Consider the following 25,605-nt stretch of genomic DNA (forward strand, 5'->3'; position numbering starts at 1 on the left):
ATGTGCGGGATCTGCGGCGTCCTCGACTTGCGCGACGGGGCGGTTTCGCCGGAGGCGCTGGCATCGATGACGGCGCAGCTTTCGCACCGCGGTCCTGACGATTCCGGCGTCCACATCGACGGCGCCGTCGGCTTCGGCCATCGGCGGCTTTCGGTGATCGATCTCGCCGGCGGACGTCAACCGCTCGGCAACGAGGACGGCACCGTCTGGGTCACCTACAACGGTGAAATTTACAATTACCGCGAATTGCGGCCGGCGCTGCAGCGTCGCGGCCATCGCTTCGCCACCGATTCCGACACCGAGATCATCGTCCACGCCTACGAGGAAGACGGGATCGACTGCGTTGCGCAATTCAACGGCATGTTCGCGTTCGCGCTCTGGGACCGCACCAAGCGGCTGCTGGTGCTGGCGCGCGACCGGCTCGGCATCAAGCCGCTGTACTATGGCGTGTTCGGCAACATCTTCCTGTTCGCTTCCGAGATCAAGGCGATCCTGGCGCACCCGGCGGCCCACAGCGAGGTCGATCATGACGGTGTCGCGGACTATCTGCTCTGCACGTCGCTGCTCGACGGCCGAACGATGTTCCGGGGCATTCGTTCGCTGCCTGCCGGCGGGATCCTTGCACTGCAGGACGGCGAACTGCGGCTGCACATCTATTGGTCGATGCCGCGCGCGGCCGTGCGCCACGCCGGCACCTCGCTGGAGGACAGCCGGGACGTGGTGCGCGGAATGCTCGACGCGGCGGTCGGGGCGCAAGTGGTGAGTGACGTTCCGCTCGGCACGCTTCTGAGCGGCGGCCTCGATTCCAGCCTGGTCTCGGCGCTCGCCGCCGGACATGTCGGCGGGCGGCTCAAGACCTTCGCGATGGGCTACGACCACGGCGACACGCTTCGGCACGACGACATCGACGGCCCCTACGCCGAGCTGGTGGCGCGCGCCTATCACACCGACCACACCGAATTTCTGTTTCGGTCGGACGAGTATCGCGACGTCATGAGCCGCGTCACCTGGCACGTCGAGAAGCCGGTCGATCTGACCGCGCCGTCATTGTTTCTGCTCTATCGCGAGGTCAAGCCGAACGTGACCGTGGTGATGTCGGGGGAGGGCGCCGACGAGCTGTTCGCCGGCTACCATTTCTTTCTCGAGGGATGCGGCGCGGGCACGCCGATCGAATTCCCCTGGGCGCCCTATCTCGACGAGGTCGCAGCACTTCTCGATCCCGCCTTGGTGGCGAGAACGCGGTGCCGCGACCGGATCCGGACCACCTTGTCGGCCGAGATGGCGAGCTTCGAGAGCGACGATCCGCTCAACAAGCTGCTCTACCTGTTCCTGAAGTACTATCTGGTCGAGATGCTCGAACGTCTCGACAAGACCAGCATGGCCTGGGGCGTGGAATCGCGGGTGCCGTTCCTGGATCACCGCCTGGTGGAGTATGTCCTCGACCTGCCGGCGGCGTACAAGGCAAAGCCGGACAGCAACAAGGTGGTGCTGCGGACCCTCGCTGCCGATCTGCTGCCCGCCGCCGTGGTGACGCGGCGGAAGCGGCCTGTTCCCATCCCGGTCGATCCGAAATCGATCTGGACCGAGCGCAATCGCGCCAACGCGCTGGTGCAGGCACCGGAGTCCCGCATCGCCGGCTATTTCGACAGGAAAAAGGTCGACGACTTCTTCCACAAGAAGAACCAGTTCGCCCGCACCGACAACCTTGCGATCTTCAGGACCGCGCACGCCTTGGTCGCACTCGATGCGTGGCACCGGGCATTCGGGGTGGCGGCATGACAAGCGCAGAGACCGAGATCCTGAGCAATGCAAGATCCTTCGTCCAGCGCGTGGTGGCGCCGGGCGCGGCGACCGCCGACGAGCGCGAAGAGTTTCCGATCGATGTGTTTCGGGCGGTCGGGCGATTCGGCGTGTTCGGCGCGGGCTTTCCGAGCGACTATAACGGCCTCGCGCTCGGCTTCGCCGTCTATGCCGGGCTGATCCGGGAGATCGCGCAGGCCTGCGCCTCGACCGCGATGAGCGCCGTGGCGCACGCCACGCTGGCGGCGCTGCCGATTTTCCTCGGCGGCTCCGAGCGGCTCAAGCGACGGTTGCTCCCGGCTTTGATCGGCGGCGACGCCATCGGTGCTTTCGCCATGACCGAAGCCGGTAGTGGCTCCGACATCGCTGCGACCGCGACCACGGCGACGGAGGCCGGCGACCATTATCTTCTCAATGGCGCGAAGGTTTTCATCACCAACGCCAATGTCGCCGACGTGGCCGTGGTGGTGGCCAAGACGTCACCGGCCGCCGGCATCCTCGGATTGAGCCTGTTCGCGGTCGAGAAAGGGATGCCGGGATTCCAGGCGACGGGGCGGCGCGAGCGAAAGCTCGGCATGCGGGCCTCCGACACCGGCGAACTCACGTTTACCGATGTCCGGGTTCCCAAGGACAATTTGATCGGACGCCGGAACGGCGGCTTCGCGATCCTGCAGCAGACATTGCCGGCGGCCCGGCTCGACATGGCTGCGATCGCCATCGGAATTTCCGAGCGCGCCCGCGATCTATGCGTCGACCATGCGGTCGGCCGGCGGCAATTCGGCAAGCCGATCGGCCGCTTCCAGCTGGTGCAGCGGATGCTCGCCGACATGGAGACCAGTATCGACGCCGCCACTCTGCTGCTGGCGCACGGCCTCGAACTACGCGATCGCGGGCTGCCGCTGGCCAAGGTGGCGTCGGAGGCGAAGCTGTTCGCCTCCGAGATGGCGGTCGAGATCACCCGCAACGCGATCCAGATTCACGGCGCCGCCGGCTATTCCAGGGACCTGCCGCTGGAGCGGCTGTATCGCGACGCCAAGCTGACCGAGATCGGCGACGGCACATCGGAAATCCAGCGTCTGATCATCGCCGACGAGATGATCAAGGCGCGTTCGCCCCGGATTCCGGGTCGGTGAAGGGAGACGGGGATGCCCACCATCAACATCGCGAACCGGAATCTCGCGCAGGCTTCGGACACGGCGCTGTATCCGCTGTCGTTCCAGCAGGAACGCATCTTCTACCTGGACGAGATCTCGCCGCAGAAATCGATCTGGACCCGGGCATCGTGCCGCCGGCTGTCCGGCGTGCTCGACATCGATGCCCTGAAAGATGCGGTCGCGGCGCTGATCGATCGTCACGCCGCGCTTCGCACCCGGATCACCCTCGTCGACGGCACCCTGTTCCAGTCACGGCTCGACGGCGCCGACGGCAGCTTCGCGTTCGTCGATCGCTCTGCCGGCCCGGACCGCGGCGGCGCAGACAGCGCCGCGGCCTTTGAGGCCGAAGCGCAGAGCCTGCTGAACCAGGAGTACGGGCTCTCCTTCACGCTCGACGGCGGCCGGCTGTTCAAGGTTGTCCTGGTGCGCTGGTCGGAGCAGGAGTGGCAACTCATCCTGAAGCTGCATCACATCATTTCAGACGCGATCACGATTCGCATCCTGTGGAACGACCTCAAGCGTCTCTACAATGCGCGGCGCGCCGGCACCGGCGACCCGGCGCCGCTCGACCTCGATTATGTCGATTACGCGAGTTGGCTGAGAGACCGCTTCTCCGAGCGCAACACCCACGAATTGGAGGCCTATTGGCTGTCACAGTTCGCCGACAAGCCGCCGGAGCTCGATCTTCCCACCGACCTTCCGACGCCGCCGCAGCTGTCATTTCGCGGCGCCGTGGAATCGCGCCCGCTGTCGCCCGATTTCGTCGCCCGGCTGCAGTCGTTCAGCCTGAAGCATCGCGTCGTCCCGTTCTCGACGATGCTCGGCGCGCAGGCTCTGCTGCTGTGCAAATATTGCCGGCAGGACGACATCATCATCGGGACGGTGTTCTCCGGGCGGCACCATGATCCCAGGCTGAAGGCGCTCGCCGGCTTCTTCGCCAACAGCGTCGCGCTGCGGCTGCGGGTCGACCCGCAGGCCTGCGTCAGCGACTTCGTGCGCCAGGTCCACGACCGCGTGACCGGCGCCCATCGCATGCAGGATTATCCGCTCGAACGTCTCGTCGACCGCCTCGCGCTGGATCGCGAACATCGCCGCAATCCGCTGTTCCGGGCGATGTTCAACATGGTCACCGACTTCGAGCCGACCCACGCGTTCAGCGGCATTCGCAGCGAGCGCGTTCTGGAGCCTGAGATCACCGCGACGCAGGTCGACCTGCTGCTCGATTTTCACACGGGTCCGGATGCCGCCGAGCTGCGCCTCGAATACAATACCGAGCTGTTCGAGCCGCGCAGCATCCGGCGCATTCTCCACCACTACGAGGTGCTGCTCACCGCGATGATCGAGCGCCCGGACGCAATCCTGCGCGATCTGTCCATGCTGGACGCGGACGAGCGGCAACTGGTCCGTTCGTTCGCCGAAGGCAATGTGGTCCCGGCGGCGCCCGGCCGCGGCATTGTCGGCCTGTTGGAACACCGCGCGGCGCTCACCCCCGACCAGCCGGCGCTGCTCTCGTCCGCCGGCACGCTCAGCTGCGGTGAGGTCAATCGCAAGGCCAACCAGCTGGCCGCCACGCTGGTCGAGGCCGGTGTCGCCGAAGGCGACATCGTTGCGGTCTTGCTCGAACGCTCGCCCGAGATGGTCGTGGCGATCTTGGCGGTGCTGAAGGCCGGCGCGGCCTACCTGCCGATCGATCCGAGCTTTCCGCCGCAGCGGATCGACTTCATCCTGAAGGACGGCGGCGTCCGCTGCCTGCTGGCGGCGGGCGAGTCGCCATCCGATCGGCAGGGGCGGCGAGGCCCGCTGCCGGTGATCCGCGTCGACGATGCGGCGTCCTACGCCGGACCCGGCATCGACCCGGACCACCGCTTCGACCCTCAGCGGCCGGCCTATGTGATCTACACCTCGGGCTCGACCGGCCATCCGAAGGGGGTGGTGGTCAGCCATCGCGCCTTGATGAATACGCTCGAATTCCTGGAGGCGAGCTATCCGCTGGCCGGCAAGACCATCCTGTTCAAGACCAACTTCACATTCGACGTGTCGGCCGCCGAACTGTTCGGCTGGCTGTTCGACGACGGCCGGCTCGCGGTGCTCGACCTCGGCGCCGAGCGCGACAGCCGCGCTCTGCTCGAGGCCATCGAAAAATTTGCGGTGACGCACGTCAATTTCGTGCCTTCGATGCTGGACGTGCTGTTGGAGAGCCAGCCGGCGGGCGCCGCGTCGCCGTTGGATCGGCTTCGCTACGTCTTCGCCGCGGGCGAGGCGCTGAAGCCCGATCTGGTGAATCGCTTCCATCGCCTGATTCCCAAGGTCCGGCTCGAAAACCTGTACGGTCCGACCGAGGCCGCGATCTACGCGACCTATCATTCGCTGCCGCGCGGCACGGAGGCGGCGCGGGTGCCGATCGGCAGGCCGGTTTCCAACACCGGCGCGCATATCCTTGACGAGGCGCTGCGTCCGGTTCCGGTCGGTGTGATCGGCGAATTGTGCCTGTCCGGCGTCGGGCTTGCGACGGAATACCTGAACCGGCCCGACCTGACGGCGGAGCGATTCTGCCCGAGCCCCGATTTGGCGGGGCGCCGCCTGTACCGCACCGGCGACCTCGCGAAATGGGGCGACGACGGGCTGATCTACTACCTCGGCCGCGCCGACACCCAGGTCAAGATCCGCGGTTTCCGCGTCGAGGTCGCGGAGGTCGAGCAGAAATTGCGCGCCTGCGACGGCGTAGCCGAGGCCGCCGTGACCGTCAGGAGCGACGCGTTCGGCCAGAACAGCCTGGTCGCCTATCTCACCTTCGACAAGGATCGTCCGACCTCGATCGAGCGGATTTCGAGCGACCTGGTCGCATGGCTGCCAGGTTTCATGATTCCCGAAGCGTTTGTGCCGCTCGACCGCCTGCCACGGCTGCCGAGCGGCAAGATCGACGTCCAACGCCTGCCGGCCCCGACCCTGACCGGCGCGCCGGCGGCCGCGGCGCAACGTCCGGCGACCGAGCTCGAACGCAAGATCATCGCGATCGCCGAAGACCTGCTCGACCTCCGCGATCTGACCCCGGCCAGCAATTTCTTCCACCTCGGCGGCAACTCGCTGCTGACGCTGCGTTTCATCGCCGCCCTCGACAAGGCGCTGGGGACCCGGCTGAGGGCGATGGACTTTCTCCGGCTGCCGACCATCGCCGAGATCGCTGTGCTGATCGAACCGATGCTTCAGCAGCCATCGTCGATCAAGGATCGCATCGTCATCGTGCAGATTCCGGCCCGACCGGCGCCGCCCGCCGACATGTCTTGCCGAGACGGCTCGCCATGACAGCGATCGGGATTCGCAGATATCCGCCGATCCCAGCCGGCGACCGGACCATTCCTTGTCCGCTGACCTTTCAGCAGGAGCGGGTTCTGCATTTCTGCGAGCTAGATCCCGCCAGCTCGATCTGGGACATCAACACCTGCAAGCGGCTGGTCGGCCAGCTCGACCTGCGGCGGCTGCACCGGGCGGTCGAGCTGTTGGCCGCCGCACATGCCGTGCTGCGTACCCGGGTGTCACGGCGCGGCGAGCGCCCGGTGCAGAGCTTCGATCAGGATCTCAAACGCGGTGTCCGGCACATCGACGCGGCGGCGGCGGCCGGCCCCGACCGCGATGCCGCACTGGCAAGTGAGATAGCGGCGATCTGCCGAAATCCGATCACGCGATGGAGACCCGACGATGCATTGTTCGAGGTGGTGCTGCTGCGGCTCGGCCCGGACGATCAGGCGTTGCTGCTGCGGGTCCACCACATCATCGCGGACGCCGCCTCGGTGCTGATCCTGTGGCGGGATCTGACGTCGATCTACAACGAGCTCAGCCGCGATGCGCCGGTCGCGGCATCGCCGACGACGCTGACTTATTCGGATTACGCGCATTGGCAGCGCCGTCATTTCGATGCGGAGCGGACCCGCGAGCAGGAGGCCTATTGGCTGGCACGGTTCGAAAGCGAACCGCCGGCGCTCGATCTGCCCACCGATGCGGCGCCGTCGCCGGCGATGTCCTTGAACGGCGGGTTGGAGATCGTTGCGATTCCACTCCACCTGATCGAGTCGTTCCAGCGGCAGAGCTGGGAACAGCGCGTTCTGTTGTTTTCCAGCCTGTTCGCCGCCTACCTCGTGCTCTTGCAGAAGATCTGTCAGCAGCAGGACATCACCTCCGGGGTGCTGTTCTCGGGCCGGCACTACAGCGCGGAACTCGCCAACACCGTCGGATTCTTCGTCAACATGGTGGCGGTGCGCGCCGACGTCCGCTTCGACGACAGCTTCGAACGGTTGGTGCAGGCGGTGCACGAACAGGTCGAAGAAGCCTATTTCATGCAGGACTATCCGTTCGAGCGGCTGATTCAGAAGCTGGCTCCGGCCCGCGGCAATGGCCGCATTCCGTTGGTCCGAACCATGTTCAACCTGGTGCCGGACCCCGAGGATGCCACGGAATTCGATGGCGTTGCGCAGGCCCGCTGGGTCGATGTCGCCACCCAGACCCAAGCGGTTCAGGTCGATCTGATCTTCGACATCCATTGGGGATCGGCGGGGGCGGAGATCCGGATCGAGCACAACACCGATATTTTCGAACGCGGCACGGTCGCCCGGTTGGGGCGCCACTACGTCACCTTGCTCGATCGGCTGGCGGGTGGCTGGGACATTGCTCTCGATCGTCTCGCCGTGGTCGGCGACGCCGAGGCGCGTCAGTTGCTCGAAGGATGCAACCCGCCGCCGTCGCCGTTCGCTGCGCAGAGCTGCATCCACGAGCTGTTCGAGCAGCAGGCTCGCCGCCGGCCGGCGGCGCTCGCGCTGGCCGATGGCATCGACCGGATCAGCTATGGCGAAGCCGACCGCACATCCAATCGGCTCGCCCGGCTGTTGCGGGACCGCGGGGTCGGGCCGGACAGCATCGTCGCGGTCATCGGCCGCCGCTCGGTGGAGATGGTGCTCGGCGAACTCGCCGTTCTCAAAGCGGGCGGCGCTTACCTGCCGCTCGGCCGGGACAGCCCGAGCCGGCTTTTGGACGACATTCTGCGCGATGCGCGGCCGCAGGTCGTGATCATGCCGAATGACGATCGGCGCGACCTCGATCTCGACGTCCCGGTGCTGCGTCTGCGCGACGCCGAGGCTCCAGGCCTCGACGACGGGCCGCTGCCGAATGTGACCGGGCCGTCCAATCTGGCTTACGTCGTCTACACGTCGGGTTCGACCGGGAAACCCAAAGGCGTCATGGTCGAGCACCGCAGCGTCGTCAATCTCGTGACCAATGTCGATTATCTCGAATTCCGCCCGGACGACCGGATGCTTCAGACCGGGGCGCCCGCCTTCGATGCGACAACATTCGAGATATGGGGCGCCTTGCTCAATGGATTGCCGCTCTACCAGATCGACGACGACACCCTGCTGGACTACACCGCACTTGGCGAGCAACTCGCCCGGCACAACATCACGATCCTGTTTCTCGTCCCGGCACTGCTCAACCAGTTCGCGGATGCCGACCCCGCGGTGTTCCGTCCGCTGCGCTATCTCATCACCGGCGGCGACGTGGCGTCGACCCGGCACGTCGAACGGATTCGGAAAGCCAACCCCCGGCTGACGCTGATCAACGCCTACGGCCCAAGTGAGAACACCACCTATTCGACTTGTCACGTGGTCACCGGGGTCGAGCCGCGGACGATACCGATCGGCAGGCCGATCCCGAACGCGACGGCCTATGTCTTCGACCGCGACATGCTGCTGACCCCGATCGGCGTGGTCGGCGAGCTTTACGTCGGGGGCGTCGGCCTTGCGCGGGGCTATCTTCATCGTCCCGCACTCACCGCCGAGCGCTTCGTCATGAATCCCCACGTGGCGGGGGAGCGGCTCTACCGCACCGGCGACCTGGTCCGCCGCCGCGCCGACGGGGTGCTGGAGTTCGTGGGCCGGGCCGACCGGCAGATCAAGATCCGGGGCTTCCGCATCGAGCCCGGCGAGATCGAGAACCGGCTTCTCGAGGACGGCCGCCTTCGCGAGGCCTGCGTCGTCCCGGCCAAGGCCGACGACGGCGGCGTGTTCCTGTGCGCCTATTACATTGCCGCCACCGATGTCGGCGCGCAGGAGTTGCGGCAGCGACTGGCGGCTCGGCTTCCGGCCTATATGCTGCCGTCCGCCTTTTGCCGCATCGATTTCATGCCGCTGACCGAGAACGGCAAGATCGATTACAGCGCGCTGCCGGAGCCACGGCGGTGGATGGCCGAACCGCGGTCCGTCCGCGCCCCCGAGAGCGCGGCGGAAATCGCCATCGCCAGGGTCTGGGAAGAGCTGCTTGAGACCCGGAATGTCGGCGCGACCGCAAATTTCTTCGAGATCGGAGGCCATTCCCTGAAAGCCAGCGCCCTGGCTTCGCGCCTGAGCAAGATGTTCGGACTGAAGATCACGCTCAGGAACGTGTTCGATGCGCCGACCGTGGCGGAATTGGCGCGGCTGGTCGGCTCACTGGCGCAAATGGAGCACCGAGATGGCGTCGCCGGTTGAGCAGGGCAACTTTCCCGCGTCCGCGAACCAGAGGCGGATGTATGTCCTCAACCGGCTGTCGCCGGACAGTATCGCCTACAACGTGCCGGTCGCGATCCGGCTGAACGGCAAGCTCGACACGGCCCGGCTGCAGGACGCGCTGTCGGCGCTGGTGACGCGCCATGACAGCTTGAGGACGTCGTTCGGGATCGCTGACGAGACGATCATCCAGACGCGTCAGGCGCCGCTCCGCGTCCCGCTCGATGTCGAGAGGGCGCGCAGCAAGAGCGAGGTCGAAGCGATCAAGCGGCGTTTCGTCCGGCCGTTCGATCTCAATCGCCCGCCGCTGCTGCGGGCCTGTCTGATCAGGCTGGGCTCGCTCGAGCACGTGCTTTTGCTCGATCTGCACCACATCATCTGCGACGGCGTGTCGATCGACATCCTGAGCGACGAACTCGGCCGGCTCTACGACGGCCAGACGCTGCCTCCGCTGCCGGCCGACTACAAGGATTTCGCGCTCTGGCAGCGCGACTTCGCCGGCAGCGAGGCGGCCGGGCAGCAGCAGAACTATTGGCTCGGCCTGCTCGCGGGCGAGCGGCCGGCGCTGAATCTGCCGACCGACTTCCCGCGGCCGAGCACGCAATCGTTTGACGGCGACCGGGTGAGGCTTCGTCCCAATCCGCGGCTCAGCGCCGCGTTGCGCGAACTCGCGGCGCGCCACCGCGTGTCGATGTACATGTTGCTGCTCGCCGCCTACTACGTCGTGCTCTCGAAATATACCGGCCAGGACGACCTGGTGGTCGGCACGCTCGCAGCGGGCCGCAACGCCGAGCGGTTCCAGGGCGTGGTCGGCTTGTTCGTCAATACCCTGGCGCTGCGCAGCCGGCCTCGCGGCGAGCTCGCTTTCGGCGACTACCTGCAGCAGGTTCGCGACGAGTGCCTCGACGCATTCGAGAACCAGGACAGTCAGTTCGAAGATCTCGTCGATCGCATCGCACCGCCGCGCGATCTCGGCCGCGGCCCGCTGTTCGACACGATGTTCACCGCGCTGTCCTCGAATGCAACGCCGACGGCCTATGGCGGCATCGAATTCAGCCCCTACGAGCTCGATTATGCGATCGCCAAGTTCGACCTCACCTTGACCGTGATCGAGCAACAGCACGGCGAGCTGGAATTCGACTTCGAGTATTGCACCGACCTGTTCCGTCGCGACACGATCGAACGCCTGTCCGCCCATTACGTCACGGCGCTCGAGGCCGTTGTGGCCGACCCCGCAATTTCGCTGCGTGACATCGACGTGTCGAGCGTCGAGGAAAGGCGTGCCGTTGTCACGGGTTTGCCGCAGCCGACGGAGGCGGCGCGGAGCGTGGTGGAACTGTTCGAGATCCAGGCTCGCACAAATCCGGCGGCACCCGCGATTGCCTGCGACGGCAAGACGATCGACTACGCGACGCTCGACCGCCTCGCGAACGCGGTCGCGGTGCGGCTGCAGGCGGCCGGAGCGGGACGGGGGGCGATCGTCGGCCTCGTCGCCGCGCCGTCGATCGAGGCGGTTGCGGCGATCCTCGGCATCCTCAAACTCGGCGCCGCATTCCTTCCGCTCGACCCCAGCACGCCGGCGGACCGCTTCCGGGCGATCGCGGCGGGGTCGGGGATGGCGGTGGCGCTGCTGCCGAGCGACGCCCATCCGCTCGCGGGCCTCGGTCCGGTGGATCTCATCCTCGACCTCGCCGCCAGCGACGTGGGGAGCGAGCTGCCGGACCCCGCCGCGGTGACCGGCGGCGACCTTGCTTACGTGATCTACACCTCGGGCTCGACCGGCGTGCCGAAGGGCGTGATGATCTCGCACCGCGCGCTCGCCAATTACGTCGGCTGGGCGGTGCGGGCCTATATCGGCGATGCGCCCGCCGCCTTCGCGCTGCATTCGCCGCTTTCGGTCGATCTCACCATTACATCTGTTTTCGCGCCGCTGGTCTCGGGAAACCGGATCGTCGTTTACCGGAACGAAGACGCCATGGGATTGATGCGGGATATTCTTCGCGACGATCAGATCGAGGTGCTCAAGCTCACTCCGACGCATCTGGCGTTGCTCGCCGAGGCAATGCGCGATGGTGCTCCCGCCAACCGCCGGCTGCGCACGCTGATCGTCGGCGGTGAGGATTTCAAGACCGGCCTGGCGAGGAAAGTCGACAGCGGCTTCGACGGCCGTGTCGAGCTTTACAACGAGTACGGACCGACCGAGGCGGCAGTCGGCTGCATGATCTACAAATTCGACCCGGCGGTCGACAAGGCGGCGTCGGTACCGATAGGAACGGCGATCGACAATGTCGCGGTCCTGGTGCTCGACCGCTACGGGCTGCCGGTGCCGAGGGGAGCGATCGGCGAATTGCATATCGCTGGGGCCTGCCTGGCCGACGGCTACCTGAACAATCCCGAGATGACGGCCGAACGGTTTGTCATGCAGCGCCTCGGTGGCCGCGAGATCCGTCTCTACAAGACAGGTGATCTCGCGCGCGCTCTGCCAAGCGGTGCGCTGGAATTCCTCGGGCGCAACGACGACCAGGTCAAGCTGCGCGGCTTCCGGATCGAACTCGGAGAGATCGAGACGGCGTTGCTGCGTTGCGCCGGGGTGATCGATGCCGTGGTGGCGGCGCGGACCGACGCCGCCGGCGATCGCTATCTGTGCGCCTATGTCGTCGCGACCGGCGCGATCGAGACCGCCGTCCTCCGTCGCCATCTGGCGCAGTGCCTGCCGGCGCACATGGTCCCGGCGCGCGTGGTTCTCGTCGATCGCCTTCCGATCGGGCGCAGCGGCAAGGTCGACCGGACAGCGCTGCCCGATCCGGGCGAGCCGACCGGAAGCCGCGGCTCAGCCGCGCCCGGCACCGCCGCGGAACGCGCGATCGCCGGCATTTGGGAGCAGGTGCTGGGCGTTCAGCGGATTGGGCTTGACGATGACTTCTTCGATCTCGGCGGGCAGTCGCTGAAGGCGACCCTGATGATTGCCCGCGTCAACCGCGAGCTGCACGCCGGCGTCACGTTGCGCGACGCCTTCGTGCGCCGGACCATCCGCGGCCTCGCCGGCCTGGTCGATGAAACCAGGGAGGACCCGTGCGCAGAGATAGCAGCCGTCGCTCCGCGGGAATATTACCCGGTCTCGGCGGCGCAGAAGCGGCTGTTCATCATCCATCAACTGGCGCCACAGGATGTTCAGTACAACGTCCCGTTCGCATTGAACGTGACCGGGCCGTTCGATCGTGCGCGCTGGCTCGGCGCCTTCCGCGCGCTGCTGGCGCGGCACGAGTCGCTGCGGACCTCATTCCTGCTGATCGACGACCAGATCGTCCAGAAGGTGCATGCTAAGGTCGATTTCGCCTTCGAAGGCCAGCCTTCCAGCGCCTCTGCATCGCTTGCGCAGGCGATCGAGGGGTTTGTCCGCCCGTTCGACCTCGAGCGGGCGCCGTTGCTCCGAGCGACCATCCTGGAGGCCGGCCCGGTCGAGCACACGATTCTCGTCGATCTCCACCACAGCGTCGCCGACGGGCTTTCGATCGACATCATCATCGACGATCTGCGCGCGCTCTACGAAGGCCAGACGCTGGAGGGCGTGGCTGTCCGGTACAGGGACTACGCCGCCTGGCAGCATGCCCGTTCCGCGAGCGCGGAGGTTCGGGACCAGGAGGCGTATTGGCGAGCGGTGTTCGAGGGAGGAGCGCCGGTCCTTGCGCTTCCCACCGATTTTCCGCGCGGGGCCATCCGCTCGTTCGATGGGGACCTCGTGCGCTTCACGATCGATGCGGCGCTCGCCGAACGGCTGCGCGCGATCGGACGGGCGGCCGGCGCGACCCCGTTCATGACGCTGCTGGCCGCCTACACGGTGCTGCTGTCGAAGTACACCGGCCAGGAGGATATCGTCGTCGGCATCCCGGTGGCGGGGCGGAGGATGGCCTCGCTGCAGCGGGTGGTCGGGATGTTCGTCAACACGTTGGCGACGCGCAACCGGCCGCGCGGCGAGCTTCGCTTCGTCGACTATCTCGACACCGTGAAGGCGCACGCGCTGGATGCCTACAGCAACCAGGACTACCAGTTCGAAGAGTTGGTGGACAGGCTCGAGATCGAACGCGATCTCGGTCGGAATCCGCTGTTCGACACGGTGTTTGCGACGCTCGAGGGCGGACGCAGGGCGTTCCAGGCCGATGGCGTCACCCTTCGCCTTGAGGACGTGCCCTGGAAGATCTCGAAGTTCGACCTGACCCTGCTGGCCGAAGAGCGCGACGACTCCATCGTCTTCGAACTGGAATACTGCACCGGCCTGTTCCGGCGCGACACCATCGAGCGCATGGCGGACCACTTCGTGCATCTGCTGGAGCAGATTGCGTCTGACCCAGCGCGGATGCTCCGCGATCTCGATCCGCTGACCGAGCAGGAGCGCCGGCAAGTCCTGGTGGAGTTCAACCGCTCCGAGGCCAGCTATCCGGCAGACCGTACCGTTCACGAACTCATCGAGGAGCAGGCGGACCGGACGCCGGACGCAGCGGCCGTCGTGTCCGGCATGCAGACGCTCTCTTACGGGGAATTGAACCGACGCGCCAACCAGCTCGCGCGCCTGCTGGTTAGCACCGGCATCGCCGTCGAGGATGTGGTCGGCATCGTGGCAGAGCCGTCGCCCGAAATGATGATCGGCATCCTGGCGATCCTCAAGGCCGGGGCGGCCTATCTGCCGATCGATGCCGACTGCCCCGCCGATCGCGCCGCGATGATGCTGGAGGATAGCAAGGCCAAGCTGGTTGTTTTCGCCGGCGTCGAGCCGTGGGGCGAGGCGGGCCGGCCGTCGCTCGACCTCAGCCAGCCGGCGCTCTACCAGGGCGACGACAGCAATCTCGGGGGCACCGCATCCAGCCGAAACCTCGCCTATGTCATCTACACCTCCGGCACCACCGGGGTGCCGAAAGGCGTCATGGTCGAGCATTCCGCGGTCAACAACCTTTGCGCCTGGCACATCCGCAGCTTCGCGCTGTCCAGCGCCGACCGCACCACCAAATACGCCCGCTTCAGTTTCGATGCCTCGGTGTGGGAGATCCTTCCCTCGCTGCAGGCCGGCGCCGCGCTGCACATTGTCCCGCATGAGATCCGGCTCGACCTCGCCCGGCTGGCGCGCTATTTCGACGACGCTGGCATCACCGTCAGCTTCCTGCCGACGCAGATTTGCGAACTCTTTTTGCCGTTCGACAATCGGTCGCTGCGGCTGTTGCTGACCGGCGGCGACCGGCTGCGCCGCGGCGGCCGCGGCCGCTACCAGCTCGTCAACAATTACGGGCCGACCGAGAGCACCGTGGTGGCGACCAGCGGCTTTGTCGTCGCGGCAGACGGACCGATCTCGATCGGCAAGCCGATCGGCAATATCCGCGTCTACTTGCTCGACAAGGCCGACAAGCTGGTTCCGATCGGCGTTCCGGGCGAACTGTGCATCGCCGGAGCAGGGCTCGCGCGCGGCTATCTCGGCGATCCGGTGCGGACGGCCGAGAAATTCGTCGCCAACCCGTTCGAACCGGGCGAACGGATGTACCGGACCGGGGATGTGGCGCGGTGGCGGCCGGATGGATCGATCGACTATCTCGGACGCAGCGACGGCCAGGTGAAGATTCGCGGCTGCCGCATCGAGCCGCGCGAGGTCGAAACCGCGATCCTCGGCCATGAGGCGGTGCAGGATGCCGTCGTCGTCGCCCGCGAAGATCGCAACGGCGACAAGCAGCTCTGCGCCTATATCGCCTGGCGCGACGCCGCGCGCCTCGCCGATCTGCGCGGCTCTCTCGGCCAGCGGCTTCCTAACTACATGCTGCCGGCGTTTTTCGTGACGCTGGACGAAATCCCGCTGAATGCGCGCGGCAAGGTCGATCTGGCGGCGCTGCCGCCCGCGGACAGCGACGCCCCGGACACCGGCGAGGCTCCCCGCACCTCCACCGAAGCTCGGCTGGCCGCGATCTGGCAGCAGGTTCTGGACCGGCAGCATGTCGGCATTCACGACAATTTTTTCGCGATCGGCGGCGATTCGCTGCGCGCCACCATCATGATCGCCAAGGCCAACAAGGCGTTCGGCTCCGCCGTCGCGCTCGGCGCGGTATTCGACCGGCCGACCGTCGCCAGGTTGGCGGAGGACTTCGCGGCGGGGTCGGAGAGCGCGACGCCGCAATTGGTGCCGGTGGAGAACCGCCTGCACTACGCCACAACGCCGACCCAGGCGCTGCTCTATGCGGTCTGCACGGCCCGCGGCGGCGTCGAATACAATCTTCCGATGGCGTTCGAGATCGGCGGCAACCTCGACATTGCCCGGCTCGAAGCCGCGTTCCGCGAGGTCATCGACCGGAATGAAGCGCTGCGCACCGGCTTCATCAGCGTGGACGGCGGTGTTGTCCAATACGTCGTTCCGAAGGTGGGTTTCTCGATCGCCCGTCTGCCCGGCTGCGGCGATGCGGAGATCGGGGAGGTGACGCGCGACTTCATCCGGCCGTTCCAGCTGTCGGCGCCGCCGCTGATCCGCGCGGCGGTGGTGCCGCGCGGCCCCGGCCGCCATGTTCTCCTCATCGACATGCACCACCTGGTCAGCGACGGCACCTCGATGGGGTTGCTGTTCAAGGAGATCGCGGCGCTCTATGCCGGTTCGCATCCGCCGTGTCCCGCCATCACCTACAAGGATTTTGCGGAGTGGCTTCAAGGCCATCTGCGCAGCGATCGGATGCGCGCCCATGAAGCCTATTGGCGCCGGGTCCTGGATTCGCCTCCCGCCACGATCCGGCTTGAGTCGGATTTTCCGCGCAAAGAGGCCTTCGCATTCGCCGGAAGCCGGATCAATTGCACCGCGGAGACGGCGCTGCACGACGGCCTCAAGGCGCTTTGCGCGCGCGAGGGCGTCACGCTCTACGTGCTGCTGCTCGCCGCCTACAACGTACTGCTCTCCAAATACAGCGGCAGCGAGGACATCATCGTCGGCGTCCCGACGGTCGGCCGCTATCTCGCCGACGTTCACGACGTGGTCGGGATGTTCGTCAGCACCCACGTCATCCGCAGCCGGCCGCGCGCCGAGCGGCGTTTCGACGAATTCCTTCAGGAGGTCAAGGCCGGGGTGCGCGGCGCCGTCGAGCACCAGGAGTATCAGCTCTGGGACATCATGGTGCAGCACAACGCCGCCACCGGGAAATTGTTGTTCAGCGCGGTGTTCGTCGTTCAGGATCAAGCCTTCACCAGTATCGAGATTCCAGGGCTCGAGATCGAAGAGATCGACCCGCATTACAACGTGGCGAAGTTCGACCTGACGATGGGGGCGGTCGAGCGTCCGGGGCGCCTCGATATCGAAATCGAATACAACACGGATCTGTTCCGCCGCAGTACGGCGGCGCGGATTGTCGGCCAATATCTGCACATTCTCGGCCAGGTCGTTGCGGATCCCAGCCGGACGCTGCGGCAAATCGAGATCGTGACGCCGGCCGAAAAGGCGGCCTTGCTAACCGGCATCGGGGACGCCGCTCCGGCCGGCGACGACGACGCTTGGGCGGCGGCAACCGTGGCCACCCCGTTCGAGCGGCGGGCCCGCGCCGCTCCGGATCGCGTCGCCGTGGCCTTTGACGGCGGCACCGTAACCTACCGCGCCCTCCACCAATGCACGCAGCGGCTCGGAAGGCGGTTGGCGGCGGAAGGTGTCGGGCCGGGAATGATTGTGGCGCTCCTCGCTCGTCCCTCGGTAGAGATGGTCGCCGCGGTCCTTGCAATCTGGGCGACCGGCGCAGTCTGCATTCCGCTCGCAGCCGACGATCCGCCGCGGCGGGTCGCGGCCCGGCTCGCCGAGACCGGCGCGGCGCTGCTGGTCTGCGACCACGACGCCAAGCTGGCCGAACTCGGCATCCCGGCGCTGCTGCTCGACGACGCGAGCGAAGCGGAAACGGTCGCGGCTCTCCCCGATGGTCCGGCTGATCCGAATGCGCTTGCCGTCGTCGGCGTGGCGACGGACCGCAGCGGCATTCGCAAGCACGTCATGATCGAGCACCGATCACTGCTCGACCGCGCCCGATGGTTCATCGCCAGGTTCGCGATCGTCGAGGCTGATCGCACTGTGATGTACGGCGACCTGAGCTCGGGCGCCGCCTTGCTCACGCTGATCGCGACGCTGTGCGCCGGCGCCTCGGTCTGGATCGCACCGGAGGAGGCGCGGCGGTCTGCCACGACGCTGGCGAAGGGCGTGAGCGACCACGGCGTCACGGTCGGCTGGCTGCCGGCGATGCTATGTGATCGGCTCGCCGGGACCGCGGATCTGCCGTTGCGGACGCTGATCACAACCGGCGGCGCCATCACCCCGCTGCGGCGCGGCAATTACGAACTCGTCAGTTGCTTCGGCCTGCCGGAGCACAGCGAGGTGACGACGTGCAAGCCGGTGACGTCCGAGACCGCCGGAAGCCTCGTCGGCGCGCCTATTGTCGGTTCGCAGACCTATATCCTCGGTCACGACGACAGCCTTCTCCCGATCGGGGTAACCGGCGAACTCTGCCTCGGCGGGGCCGGCCTGGCGCGCGGATATCTCGGCGAGGAGCCTTCGACCTCGCGGCGTTTCACGGCAAACCCGCACGTCCCCGACGGTCGCATCTTTCGCTCCGGTCTTCGCGCAAAACGGCTCGCGGACGGCGGCATCGAACTGATGGACCGCGGCGGCGTTGTAGAGATCGACGGCCATCGCGTCTATCTGGCCGAGATCGAACATTGCTTGCGCGGGCATGCAAACGTTGCGGACGCGGCCATCGTGCAGGGCGAGGCGGATCAGCTCCAGCCGACGCTGTGCGCGCTCATCGTCACCACCGGCGTGCTGCCGGAATCGGCCTCGGCCTTGGTCCGCGACCTGAAGCGACATCTCGCCGAGTGGCTGCCGCGGTACATGATCCCGGAGGCCTATGTCCAGGTCGCCGCCATCCAGCGCGACGAGACGGATCGGGTCGAAGTCGAGGCTCTGCCGATACCGGAGCAGCCATCGCCGCCGATGCCGGCGGAAGATGCCGCGGAGCCGAGCCTCGTTCCCGAGATCCGGACCATCGTCGAGGAGCTTGTCGGGGCGTCCGCAGTCGACCCCGCGGCCGACCTGCGCAGTGTCGGCCTGACCTCGCTTGCGGCGATGACGTTGCAGGCGCGCCTCGCGGCCCGGTTCGGCGTCGCCCCGGACCTGTGCCGATGGCTGCAGGCGCCGTCGATCGCGAACCTTTCCCGCCATCTCTCGGAGGCTTTGCGCGGCGAACGCCAGGCCATCACGCCAACAGGGGAAACGACGCCGCCATGACGCGACCGGATTCCATCGCCGCCGCGGTTGAAGATGTGCTCGAGCTGCACCGCGATCGCCTTGCGCTCCTCGCCGGCATCGACCGGCCGAAGATCGGTTACCTGTCGATCCAGACCCCTGAGGAAATCCTGTTGGCCGCGGGCGCGATCCCGTTCCGGCTGACCGGCGAGTTCAGCACCGAAACCGACGGGGCGAGCGTGCATCTTGGCAGCAACTACTGCTCCTACGTGCTGAGCTGTTTCGGCGAGGGGCTCGCCGGCGTCTATGGCTTCGCGGACGCGGTCGTGTTCGTCGATGCCTGCGATATGCGCAAGCGGCTGTGGGAGACCTGGGCCCGGACCGTTCCCGGTTGTGAAAGCTGGTTCCTCGAACTTCCCAACGACGCGAGTCCATTGTCGAAATCGTTCTTCGCCGGTCAGCTTCGCAAGCTGATCCGCCGGCTGGAGCAGCGCTACGGCCGGCCGATCGGCGAGGGTGCGCTGCGCGACGGCATCGCGCGGTGCAACCGCACGCGCGAGCTGATGCAGCGGCTCTACGACGGCAACAAGCGCGGCAGCCCGCTGCTGACGGGCCAGCAGTCGATCGACCTCGTGAAGGCGGCAACAACGGGGCTGAAGGACGAATTCAACGATCGCCTGGCGGCGCTGCTCGACGCCGCGGCGTCGCAGCAACCCCGGGCCGGCCGGCCGCGGCACCGGGTGTTGATCTGCGGCAGCTATTTCGACCAGCCGGCGATCGTGGAGGTCATCGAGGCCACCGGCGCCGACATCGTCTGCGGGGATATCAGCAACGGGGTGAAGTATTTCGAGGGGCGGATCGATGCCGACGCGGAGCCGGTCGCGGCCATCGCGGACTACTATCTCGAAAAGCACACCAGCGCGCGCTGCATCGACACCGACATTCGGCTGCGGCACCTGTTCGACCTGGTGCGGGACTATCGCGTGGAATCGGTGATCTACTTCGCCCTGAAATTCTGCGACACCAATCTGCACGACTACCCCTACATCAAGGAAAAATTGCGCGAGCAGCAGATCCCCGTTCTGTTCATCGAAGGCGAGCACAACGGCAGCAATATCGCCAGCATCAAGACGCGCATCGAGACGTTCCTGGAGCCGCGATTTTTCTGAGGAGGCGAGATGGACTTTGACAGCATCGCGCAGCAGCGCGCCACTCAATACGAGAACATGCTACGTCTCATCGGACGCCAGCGGGCGCCATCGGAGGATGCCGCGCCGGCGCTCGCCGCGACCCGGATGCGCTCGGTCGTGAACTGCGACCGGATCGCCGAGGCCTACAGGGCCGATGCGAAGGTCGCTTATGTTTCCGAGCAGTTCCCGACCGAGATCGTCTTCGCCGCCGGTGTTCTGCCGTGGAACATCGAGTCGATGTCGAACATGCTGGCGCAGTCGCTTGACATCGACCAGGTGTTCCGGCTCACCCAGGAGCGCGAGCTGTCCCGCGACATCTGTTCGTTCCTTCGCGGGCCGTTCGGGATGATGCTCGCCGAATGCTATCCGCGGCCCGACTTCGTGCTCACCAACGACCAGCCCTGCGAGGGGCTTCTCAAGACCATCTTCATGTCCGGCAAGCGCTACGGGGTGCCGACCTTCGCGCTGCACACGCCGAACCTGCTGGATCAGGATGCGCTCGACTATCTCGTCCAGCAGATCGAGATCATGCTGACCCGGATCGCCGGGGTGTTTCAGTCCGATCCGGATCCGGAGTTCCTGCGCAGCAGCATCGTGAATTCGAATCGCGCCCGTGAGTACTACCGGAAAGCGGCTCTGCTGCTCGAACGCCACGCCTTGCCCGGCGTGGCGCGCGAGCTTCTGGAGATCTTCGGGATGAATTATTTTGGCGCCGCGGAGAACATCGATCTCTGCAAGACCTTGTATGAGGAGGCGGTGGTACTGGCCAAGGCTGAGGCGCCGACGCGCCCGCGGGTGATGTGGATCGGCCAGACCCCGGGCGAATCCGACGAACTGCTTCGTCATCTCGGCCGATCCGTCGACGTGCTGTACTGGGCGCCGCTGTGGGAAGCGAACCTGATGGCGCTCGACGAAGAGCAACCGCTGCGAAGCATTGCCGAGCGCGCGATCCGCTATCACTGGAACGCGGAACGAATGGAACGCGACCTCGATCACATCAGCGACGCGTACCAGGTCGAGGGATATATCATCGCCAACACCTGGGGATGCCGCAACATGATGGCGATCGGTCCGACGTTCCGATCTCTGGCGGCTCGCAAGCGAATCAAGAACCTGACGATCAGCATCGATCCCGTCGATCGCAACAATTACGCCTTCCCCCATATCAAGAACCGCGTCGACGCGTTTCTGGAAACATTGCAGTGAATGAGAGGATGCGATGATTACGCTCGGCATTGATATCGGTTCGCTGTCGACCAAGTCGGTCCTGATGGAGAACGACGAGGTGGTGGCTTTCGACGTGGTCCTGACCGGCGGCACCAACCGCAAAGCCGCCGAAACGACGTTTGAAAACGTGCTCGCGGCGTCCGGGTTGACGCGGGGCGACGTCAAATTCGTGGTTTCGACGGGGTACGGGCGGGAGAACCTGCCGTTCGCCGACAAGCACGTTTCGGAGATCACCTGCCACGGCATCGGCATGCATCTCAGGAACCCGGACATCCGGACCATTCTTGAGATCGGCGGCCAGGACAGCAAGGCCATCCGGATCGACGACGGCGGGCGCGTCGAACAGTTCGTCATGAACGACAAATGCGCCGCCGGCTGCGGACGCTTTCTCGAGGTGACGGCGCGTGCGATGGGCATCGGGCTCTCCGAGCTCGGCGAAGCCTCGGCGCTGGCGCGCAACCCGCTGCGGATCAGCAGCACCTGCGCGGTCTTTGCCGAGACCGAGATCGTTTCCCTGGTCGCCGTCGGAACGCCGGTGCCCGACATCGTCCGCGCCGTTCACGACTCGATCGCCCAGCGCGCGGTGGTGCTGCTGCGCCAGGTCGGAATCAGCGGGCCGGTCGGGATGAGCGGCGGCGTGGCGCTCAACAGCGGCGTGGTCCGCGCGCTCGAAGATAAACTGCAGACCAGCATCTACATCGTCGACAATCCGCAGGTGCGAGGCGCGATCGGTGCCGCCTACATCGCCCAGCGACTGGCCTGAGGCGGTCCGGAATATCACAGCCGACCGTCCGATCGAAGATCGAGATGAAATGGAAACTCACAGCATGATGCGGCGAACCAAGCAGCGATCCTCGAACAAGGCCAGGCTGCAGCGGCAGGGGCGGAGCGGGACGACTCCGAGAAGCCTGATCATGCATTGTGTCGCGCGATGGCGAAACAACGGCCTGTTCGGGGGGCGAGCATGACGACCGTGACGATGCCCGGCTCGACAGAGCCGACCCACTATCACGCGATCGGCCGCAGCAACCTTTCCGAGCTGCCGGAGTGGCAGAAGCTCGACGCGCAGCTTCGCCACGAGATCGACATCGTGGCGCGGGTGCTGCCGTTCCGCACCAACCGCTACGTGGTAGAGAACCTGATCGATTGGTCGCGGGTGCCGGACGATCCGATCTTTCAGCTGGTATTCCCACAGCGTGGCATGCTGTCGGAGGCTGATTTCGACGACGTTCGAACCCTGGTGGAGAGCGCCGACGATAGCGAGGCGCTGGCGCGTGCGGTCGATCGGATTCGCCGCCGCCTCAACCCGCATCCCGGCGGCCAGCTCACCCACAACACGGCGACGCTCGCCGGTCGTCCGCTCCCGGGCGTGCAGCACAAATATCGTGAGACGGTGGTGTTCTTTCCGGCCCAGGGCCAGACCTGCCACGCCTATTGCACCTATTGTTTCCGCTGGGCGCAGTTTGTCGGCATGCAAGGCATGCGGATCGAAACGCGGAGCACCTCCGACCTCGTCGCCTATCTCCGTGCGCACCCGGAAGTCACCGACGTTCTGATCACCGGAGGCGATCCGATGATCATGGCAACCCGAACGCTTCGGCGCTACATCGAGCCGCTGTTGGCACCCGAACTGGCGCACATCCAGAACATTCGGATCGGTACCAAATCGGTCGCCTACTGGCCGCACAGGTTCGTGTCCGATGCCGACGCCGACGATTGCCTCAGGCTGTTCGAGGAGGTTGCTGCGGCAAACCGCCATCTCGCGATCATGGGGCACTACACTCATCCGGTCGAACTTAAGCCCGCGCTCGCCCGCGAGGCGATCCGGCGCATCCGCGACACCGGCGCCCAGATCAGAATGCAGGCGCCGCTGATCCGTCACGTCAACGATGCCCCCGAGCTGTGGTCGGAGCTATGGCGCAGCGGCGTGCGGCTCGGACTGATCCCGTATTACATGTTCATCGAGCGAGACACCGGCCCCCGCGACTATTTCTCGGTGCCGCTGGTCCGCGCCCACGAGATTTTCCGGCGTGCCGCCGCGAACGTCTCCGGCCTGGCGCGCGCGGCGCAAGGGCCGACGATGTCCGTGCTTCCCGGAAAGATCAGAATCCTCGGGGTCGTCGCGCGCAGCGAATTGCTGGATCGCCAACTGCCCGCGGTGTTGCACAACGGCGGCGGCGCCATGCCATCGGCCGATCCGCGGGAGCAGATTCTGGTCTGCGATTTCCTTCAGGCACGGGACGCGAGACTGAACCAGACGGTGTTCTTCGCCGCCTTCGATCCCGGCGCAACCTGGCTCGATCAGATGCGGCCGGCATTCGGGGGCGAGCGGTTTGCCTTCGAGCAGGCCGGCGACCGCGATCGAACAGCTCCGCTACATGCGCTTACAGAATGCCTGCTGGACTGATGCCCTGCGGAGGAAGGCGAGCCGTAGTCCGGGATGGTGTTGACCTGACGACGGTCGGACCCGGCCTTCCGAAGGATGGATGTTGATGGCGATCGATTTCCCCGAGATCGGCGGGACCCAGGATGTGTTCTACGCCCGGCCGCAGGCGGTGCCGCTCCCGATGATGGCACGGGCCGAGGGGATTCGTTTCTGGGACGAGGACGGCAAGGAATACATCGACGCATCGTCCGGCCCCATGGTGAGCGCGCTCGGGCACGGCAATCGCAACGTCGTCGCCGCAATGACGCGCCAGACTTTGCAACTCGATTACGCCTACACCCAGGTCGCCCGAAGCCGGACCAACCTCGATTACGCCGCGCGGCTGTGCGGGATGGCCGGCGCCGGGTTCGAACGTGTCAGTTTCGCGTCGGGGGGTAGCGAAGCGATCGACAATGCGCTGAAGTTTGCGCGCCAATATGCGCTTGCGACCAATCAGGCATCGCGCTGCCGGATCATTTCACTCAATCCCTCCTATCATGGGGCGACGATCGCGTCGCTGGCAGCTGGCGGAAACGATCTGCTGCAGCCTTTCTTCGAAGGATTCGCCGAAGCGGCGCACGCGGTGCCGGCGCCGTTCACCTATCGCCTGAATCCGGGCGAGACGCCGGAGTCGAGTGCCGCGGCCTGCGCCCAGGCCATTGAGCAAACGATCGTTGCGCTCGGCCCCGAGACCGTTCTGGCGCTCCTGGTCGAGCCGATCGGCGGGGTCTCCACCGGCGCGGTGGTGCCGCCGGCGGGTTTCTTCAAGGCCATTCGCGCCACCTGCAGCCGTCACGGCGTATTCCTGATATTCGACGAGGCGGTGTGCGGCACCGGCCGAACCGGCAAGTTCTTCGCAGCGCATCATTGGCCCGACAGCCGGCCCGACATCATCGTGCAGGCCAAGGGTCTGGGCGCCGGTTACGCGCCGCTCGGAGCGATGTTCGTGTCAGCAACTCATGCCGATACGCTGGCGCGCCTGAGTGGGTTCAATTTCAGCTATTCCTACAATGCGAACCCGGTGTCGTGCGCAGCGGGGCTTGCGGTACTCGACGAATTCGACAGGCTCGATCTTTGCGCCAACGCCACAAGGCGGGGAACAGAGCTGCGGATCGGTCTTGAGGCGCTGAAGGAATCGTGTCCGCTGGTCGGCGACGTTCGTGGATTGGGCTTGCTGCTCGCGGTTGAACTGGTCGCGGACAAATCGACCAAAGCACCCTTGCCGCGCGAGTTTCAGGCCCTCAACCGGCTGCGTCGTCACGCGCTCGACCTCGGCCTCCTGGTTTACGCCCGCGAGACGGCGGGCGGGCGGTTCGGACAATGGTTCATCGTCGCGCCGCCCCTGGTGGTGACGCGCGCGGATATCGACCTCATCCTGGAGCGGATCGCCCGTTCGCTCAACAAGTTGGCAGCGGATGCAGCGGCCGCTCGGCTCTTTTAGACAGACTCTTTTGGGGGGATCTCAGAGATGAGCGATCCTGCGCAGGAGAATGGTGAAGCAAACAATCGGAGAACATATCGCAGAGTTGGGTGGTGTGAGGAAAAGCTGTAGCGCTCTACCGACTCGCCTCCCAAACTCTTTGGCAGCGAGACTCATTAGTAGCGATACGACGTCATCACCGATGATTGACTGAATCACGCCATCCGCGTCGCGCGTATTTGATGCAGGGTCTCGGGCTTAAGGTGAGTGTAACGGCGCAACATTGTCCAATCCTTGTGCCCAGTCACCAACGCCACTTGTTCTATCGAAAAACCTGCTTCAAATAGGCGGCTGGTGGCTTCGTGGCGTAGATCGTGGAAATGAAGGTCTGCGATTTTCAGTTCTCGACACTGGCGACGGAATGCTGTGCCAACAGATCGTCCCTTGTAGGGAAAGATCCGGCCTTCGCGAATGTTTGAGAAGCAGCCCTGTTCTTCGATAATCTTGCACGCATCATAGCCTGACACGTCCAGAGTCGTCCGTGAACAATTCGGAAGCGCCTGATTTTTCGGGTTAATCGAGTTCGTGCAAGTCTTCGATTTTGCAGGAAAGCGGTGGGTTGACCGC

Annotated in this window: 11 protein-coding genes; 10 read left to right on the forward strand and 1 reads right to left on the reverse strand. The window is 65.8% G+C overall.

Annotation, left to right across the window (positions count from 1 at the left end):
• The 10 genes from asnB (at window position 1) to HNR60_RS07055 (ending at window position 24,999) form a co-directional block, all read left to right on the forward strand.
• A complete protein-coding gene (gene asnB, locus HNR60_RS07005) occupies window positions 1-1,779 on the forward strand; it encodes an asparagine synthase (glutamine-hydrolyzing) (RefSeq protein WP_184255777.1) in 1,779 nt (592 codons plus the stop codon).
• Complete coding sequence (locus HNR60_RS07010) at window positions 1,776-2,933, forward strand: acyl-CoA dehydrogenase family protein (RefSeq protein ID WP_184255779.1); 1,158 nt, start codon at window positions 1,776-1,778, stop codon at window positions 2,931-2,933. The genes asnB and HNR60_RS07010 overlap by 4 nt, the downstream gene beginning before the upstream one ends.
• A 12-nt stretch (window positions 2,934-2,945) precedes the next feature.
• A complete protein-coding gene (locus tag HNR60_RS07015) occupies window positions 2,946-6,257 on the forward strand; it encodes a non-ribosomal peptide synthetase (protein WP_184255781.1) in 3,312 nt (1,103 codons plus the stop codon).
• Window positions 6,254-9,466: a non-ribosomal peptide synthetase gene (locus tag HNR60_RS24100; protein ID WP_246432850.1), complete on the forward strand. Its 3,213-nt coding sequence runs from the start codon at window positions 6,254-6,256 to the stop codon at window positions 9,464-9,466. The genes HNR60_RS07015 and HNR60_RS24100 overlap by 4 nt, the downstream gene beginning before the upstream one ends.
• Before the next feature lie 37 nt (window positions 9,467-9,503).
• Window positions 9,504-18,758, forward strand: a complete 9,255-nt coding sequence (locus HNR60_RS07030) for a non-ribosomal peptide synthetase (RefSeq protein ID WP_246432851.1) — start codon at window positions 9,504-9,506, stop codon at window positions 18,756-18,758.
• Complete coding sequence (locus HNR60_RS07035; protein ID WP_184255785.1) at window positions 18,755-19,885, forward strand: 2-hydroxyacyl-CoA dehydratase subunit D; 1,131 nt, start codon at window positions 18,755-18,757, stop codon at window positions 19,883-19,885. The genes HNR60_RS07030 and HNR60_RS07035 overlap by 4 nt, the downstream gene beginning before the upstream one ends.
• A 9-nt stretch (window positions 19,886-19,894) precedes the next feature.
• Complete coding sequence (locus HNR60_RS07040; protein ID WP_184255787.1) at window positions 19,895-21,112, forward strand: 2-hydroxyacyl-CoA dehydratase family protein; 1,218 nt, start codon at window positions 19,895-19,897, stop codon at window positions 21,110-21,112.
• 13 nt (window positions 21,113-21,125) lie between these two features.
• Window positions 21,126-21,896, forward strand: coding sequence for an acyl-CoA dehydratase activase (locus tag HNR60_RS07045; RefSeq protein ID WP_011472513.1), 771 nt, complete (start codon window positions 21,126-21,128; stop codon window positions 21,894-21,896).
• Window positions 21,897-22,097: 201 nt separating this feature from the next.
• Entirely contained in the window at window positions 22,098-23,540 is a 1,443-nt protein-coding gene (locus tag HNR60_RS07050; protein ID WP_184255789.1) for a KamA family radical SAM protein, read from the forward strand.
• Window positions 23,541-23,625: 85 nt separating this feature from the next.
• Window positions 23,626-24,999, forward strand: coding sequence for an aminotransferase family protein (locus HNR60_RS07055; protein WP_184255791.1), 1,374 nt, complete (start codon window positions 23,626-23,628; stop codon window positions 24,997-24,999).
• Between the two features lie 194 nt (window positions 25,000-25,193).
• On the opposite strand, the gene HNR60_RS07060 is transcribed toward HNR60_RS07055, so the two are convergent.
• A partial coding sequence (locus tag HNR60_RS07060) for a tyrosine-type recombinase/integrase (protein WP_184255793.1) occupies window positions 25,194-25,605 on the reverse strand: 412 nt, incomplete at its 5' end.

The organism is Rhodopseudomonas rhenobacensis, from assembly GCF_014203125.1.
Lineage (GTDB): Bacteria > Pseudomonadota > Alphaproteobacteria > Rhizobiales > Xanthobacteraceae > Rhodopseudomonas_A > Rhodopseudomonas_A rhenobacensis.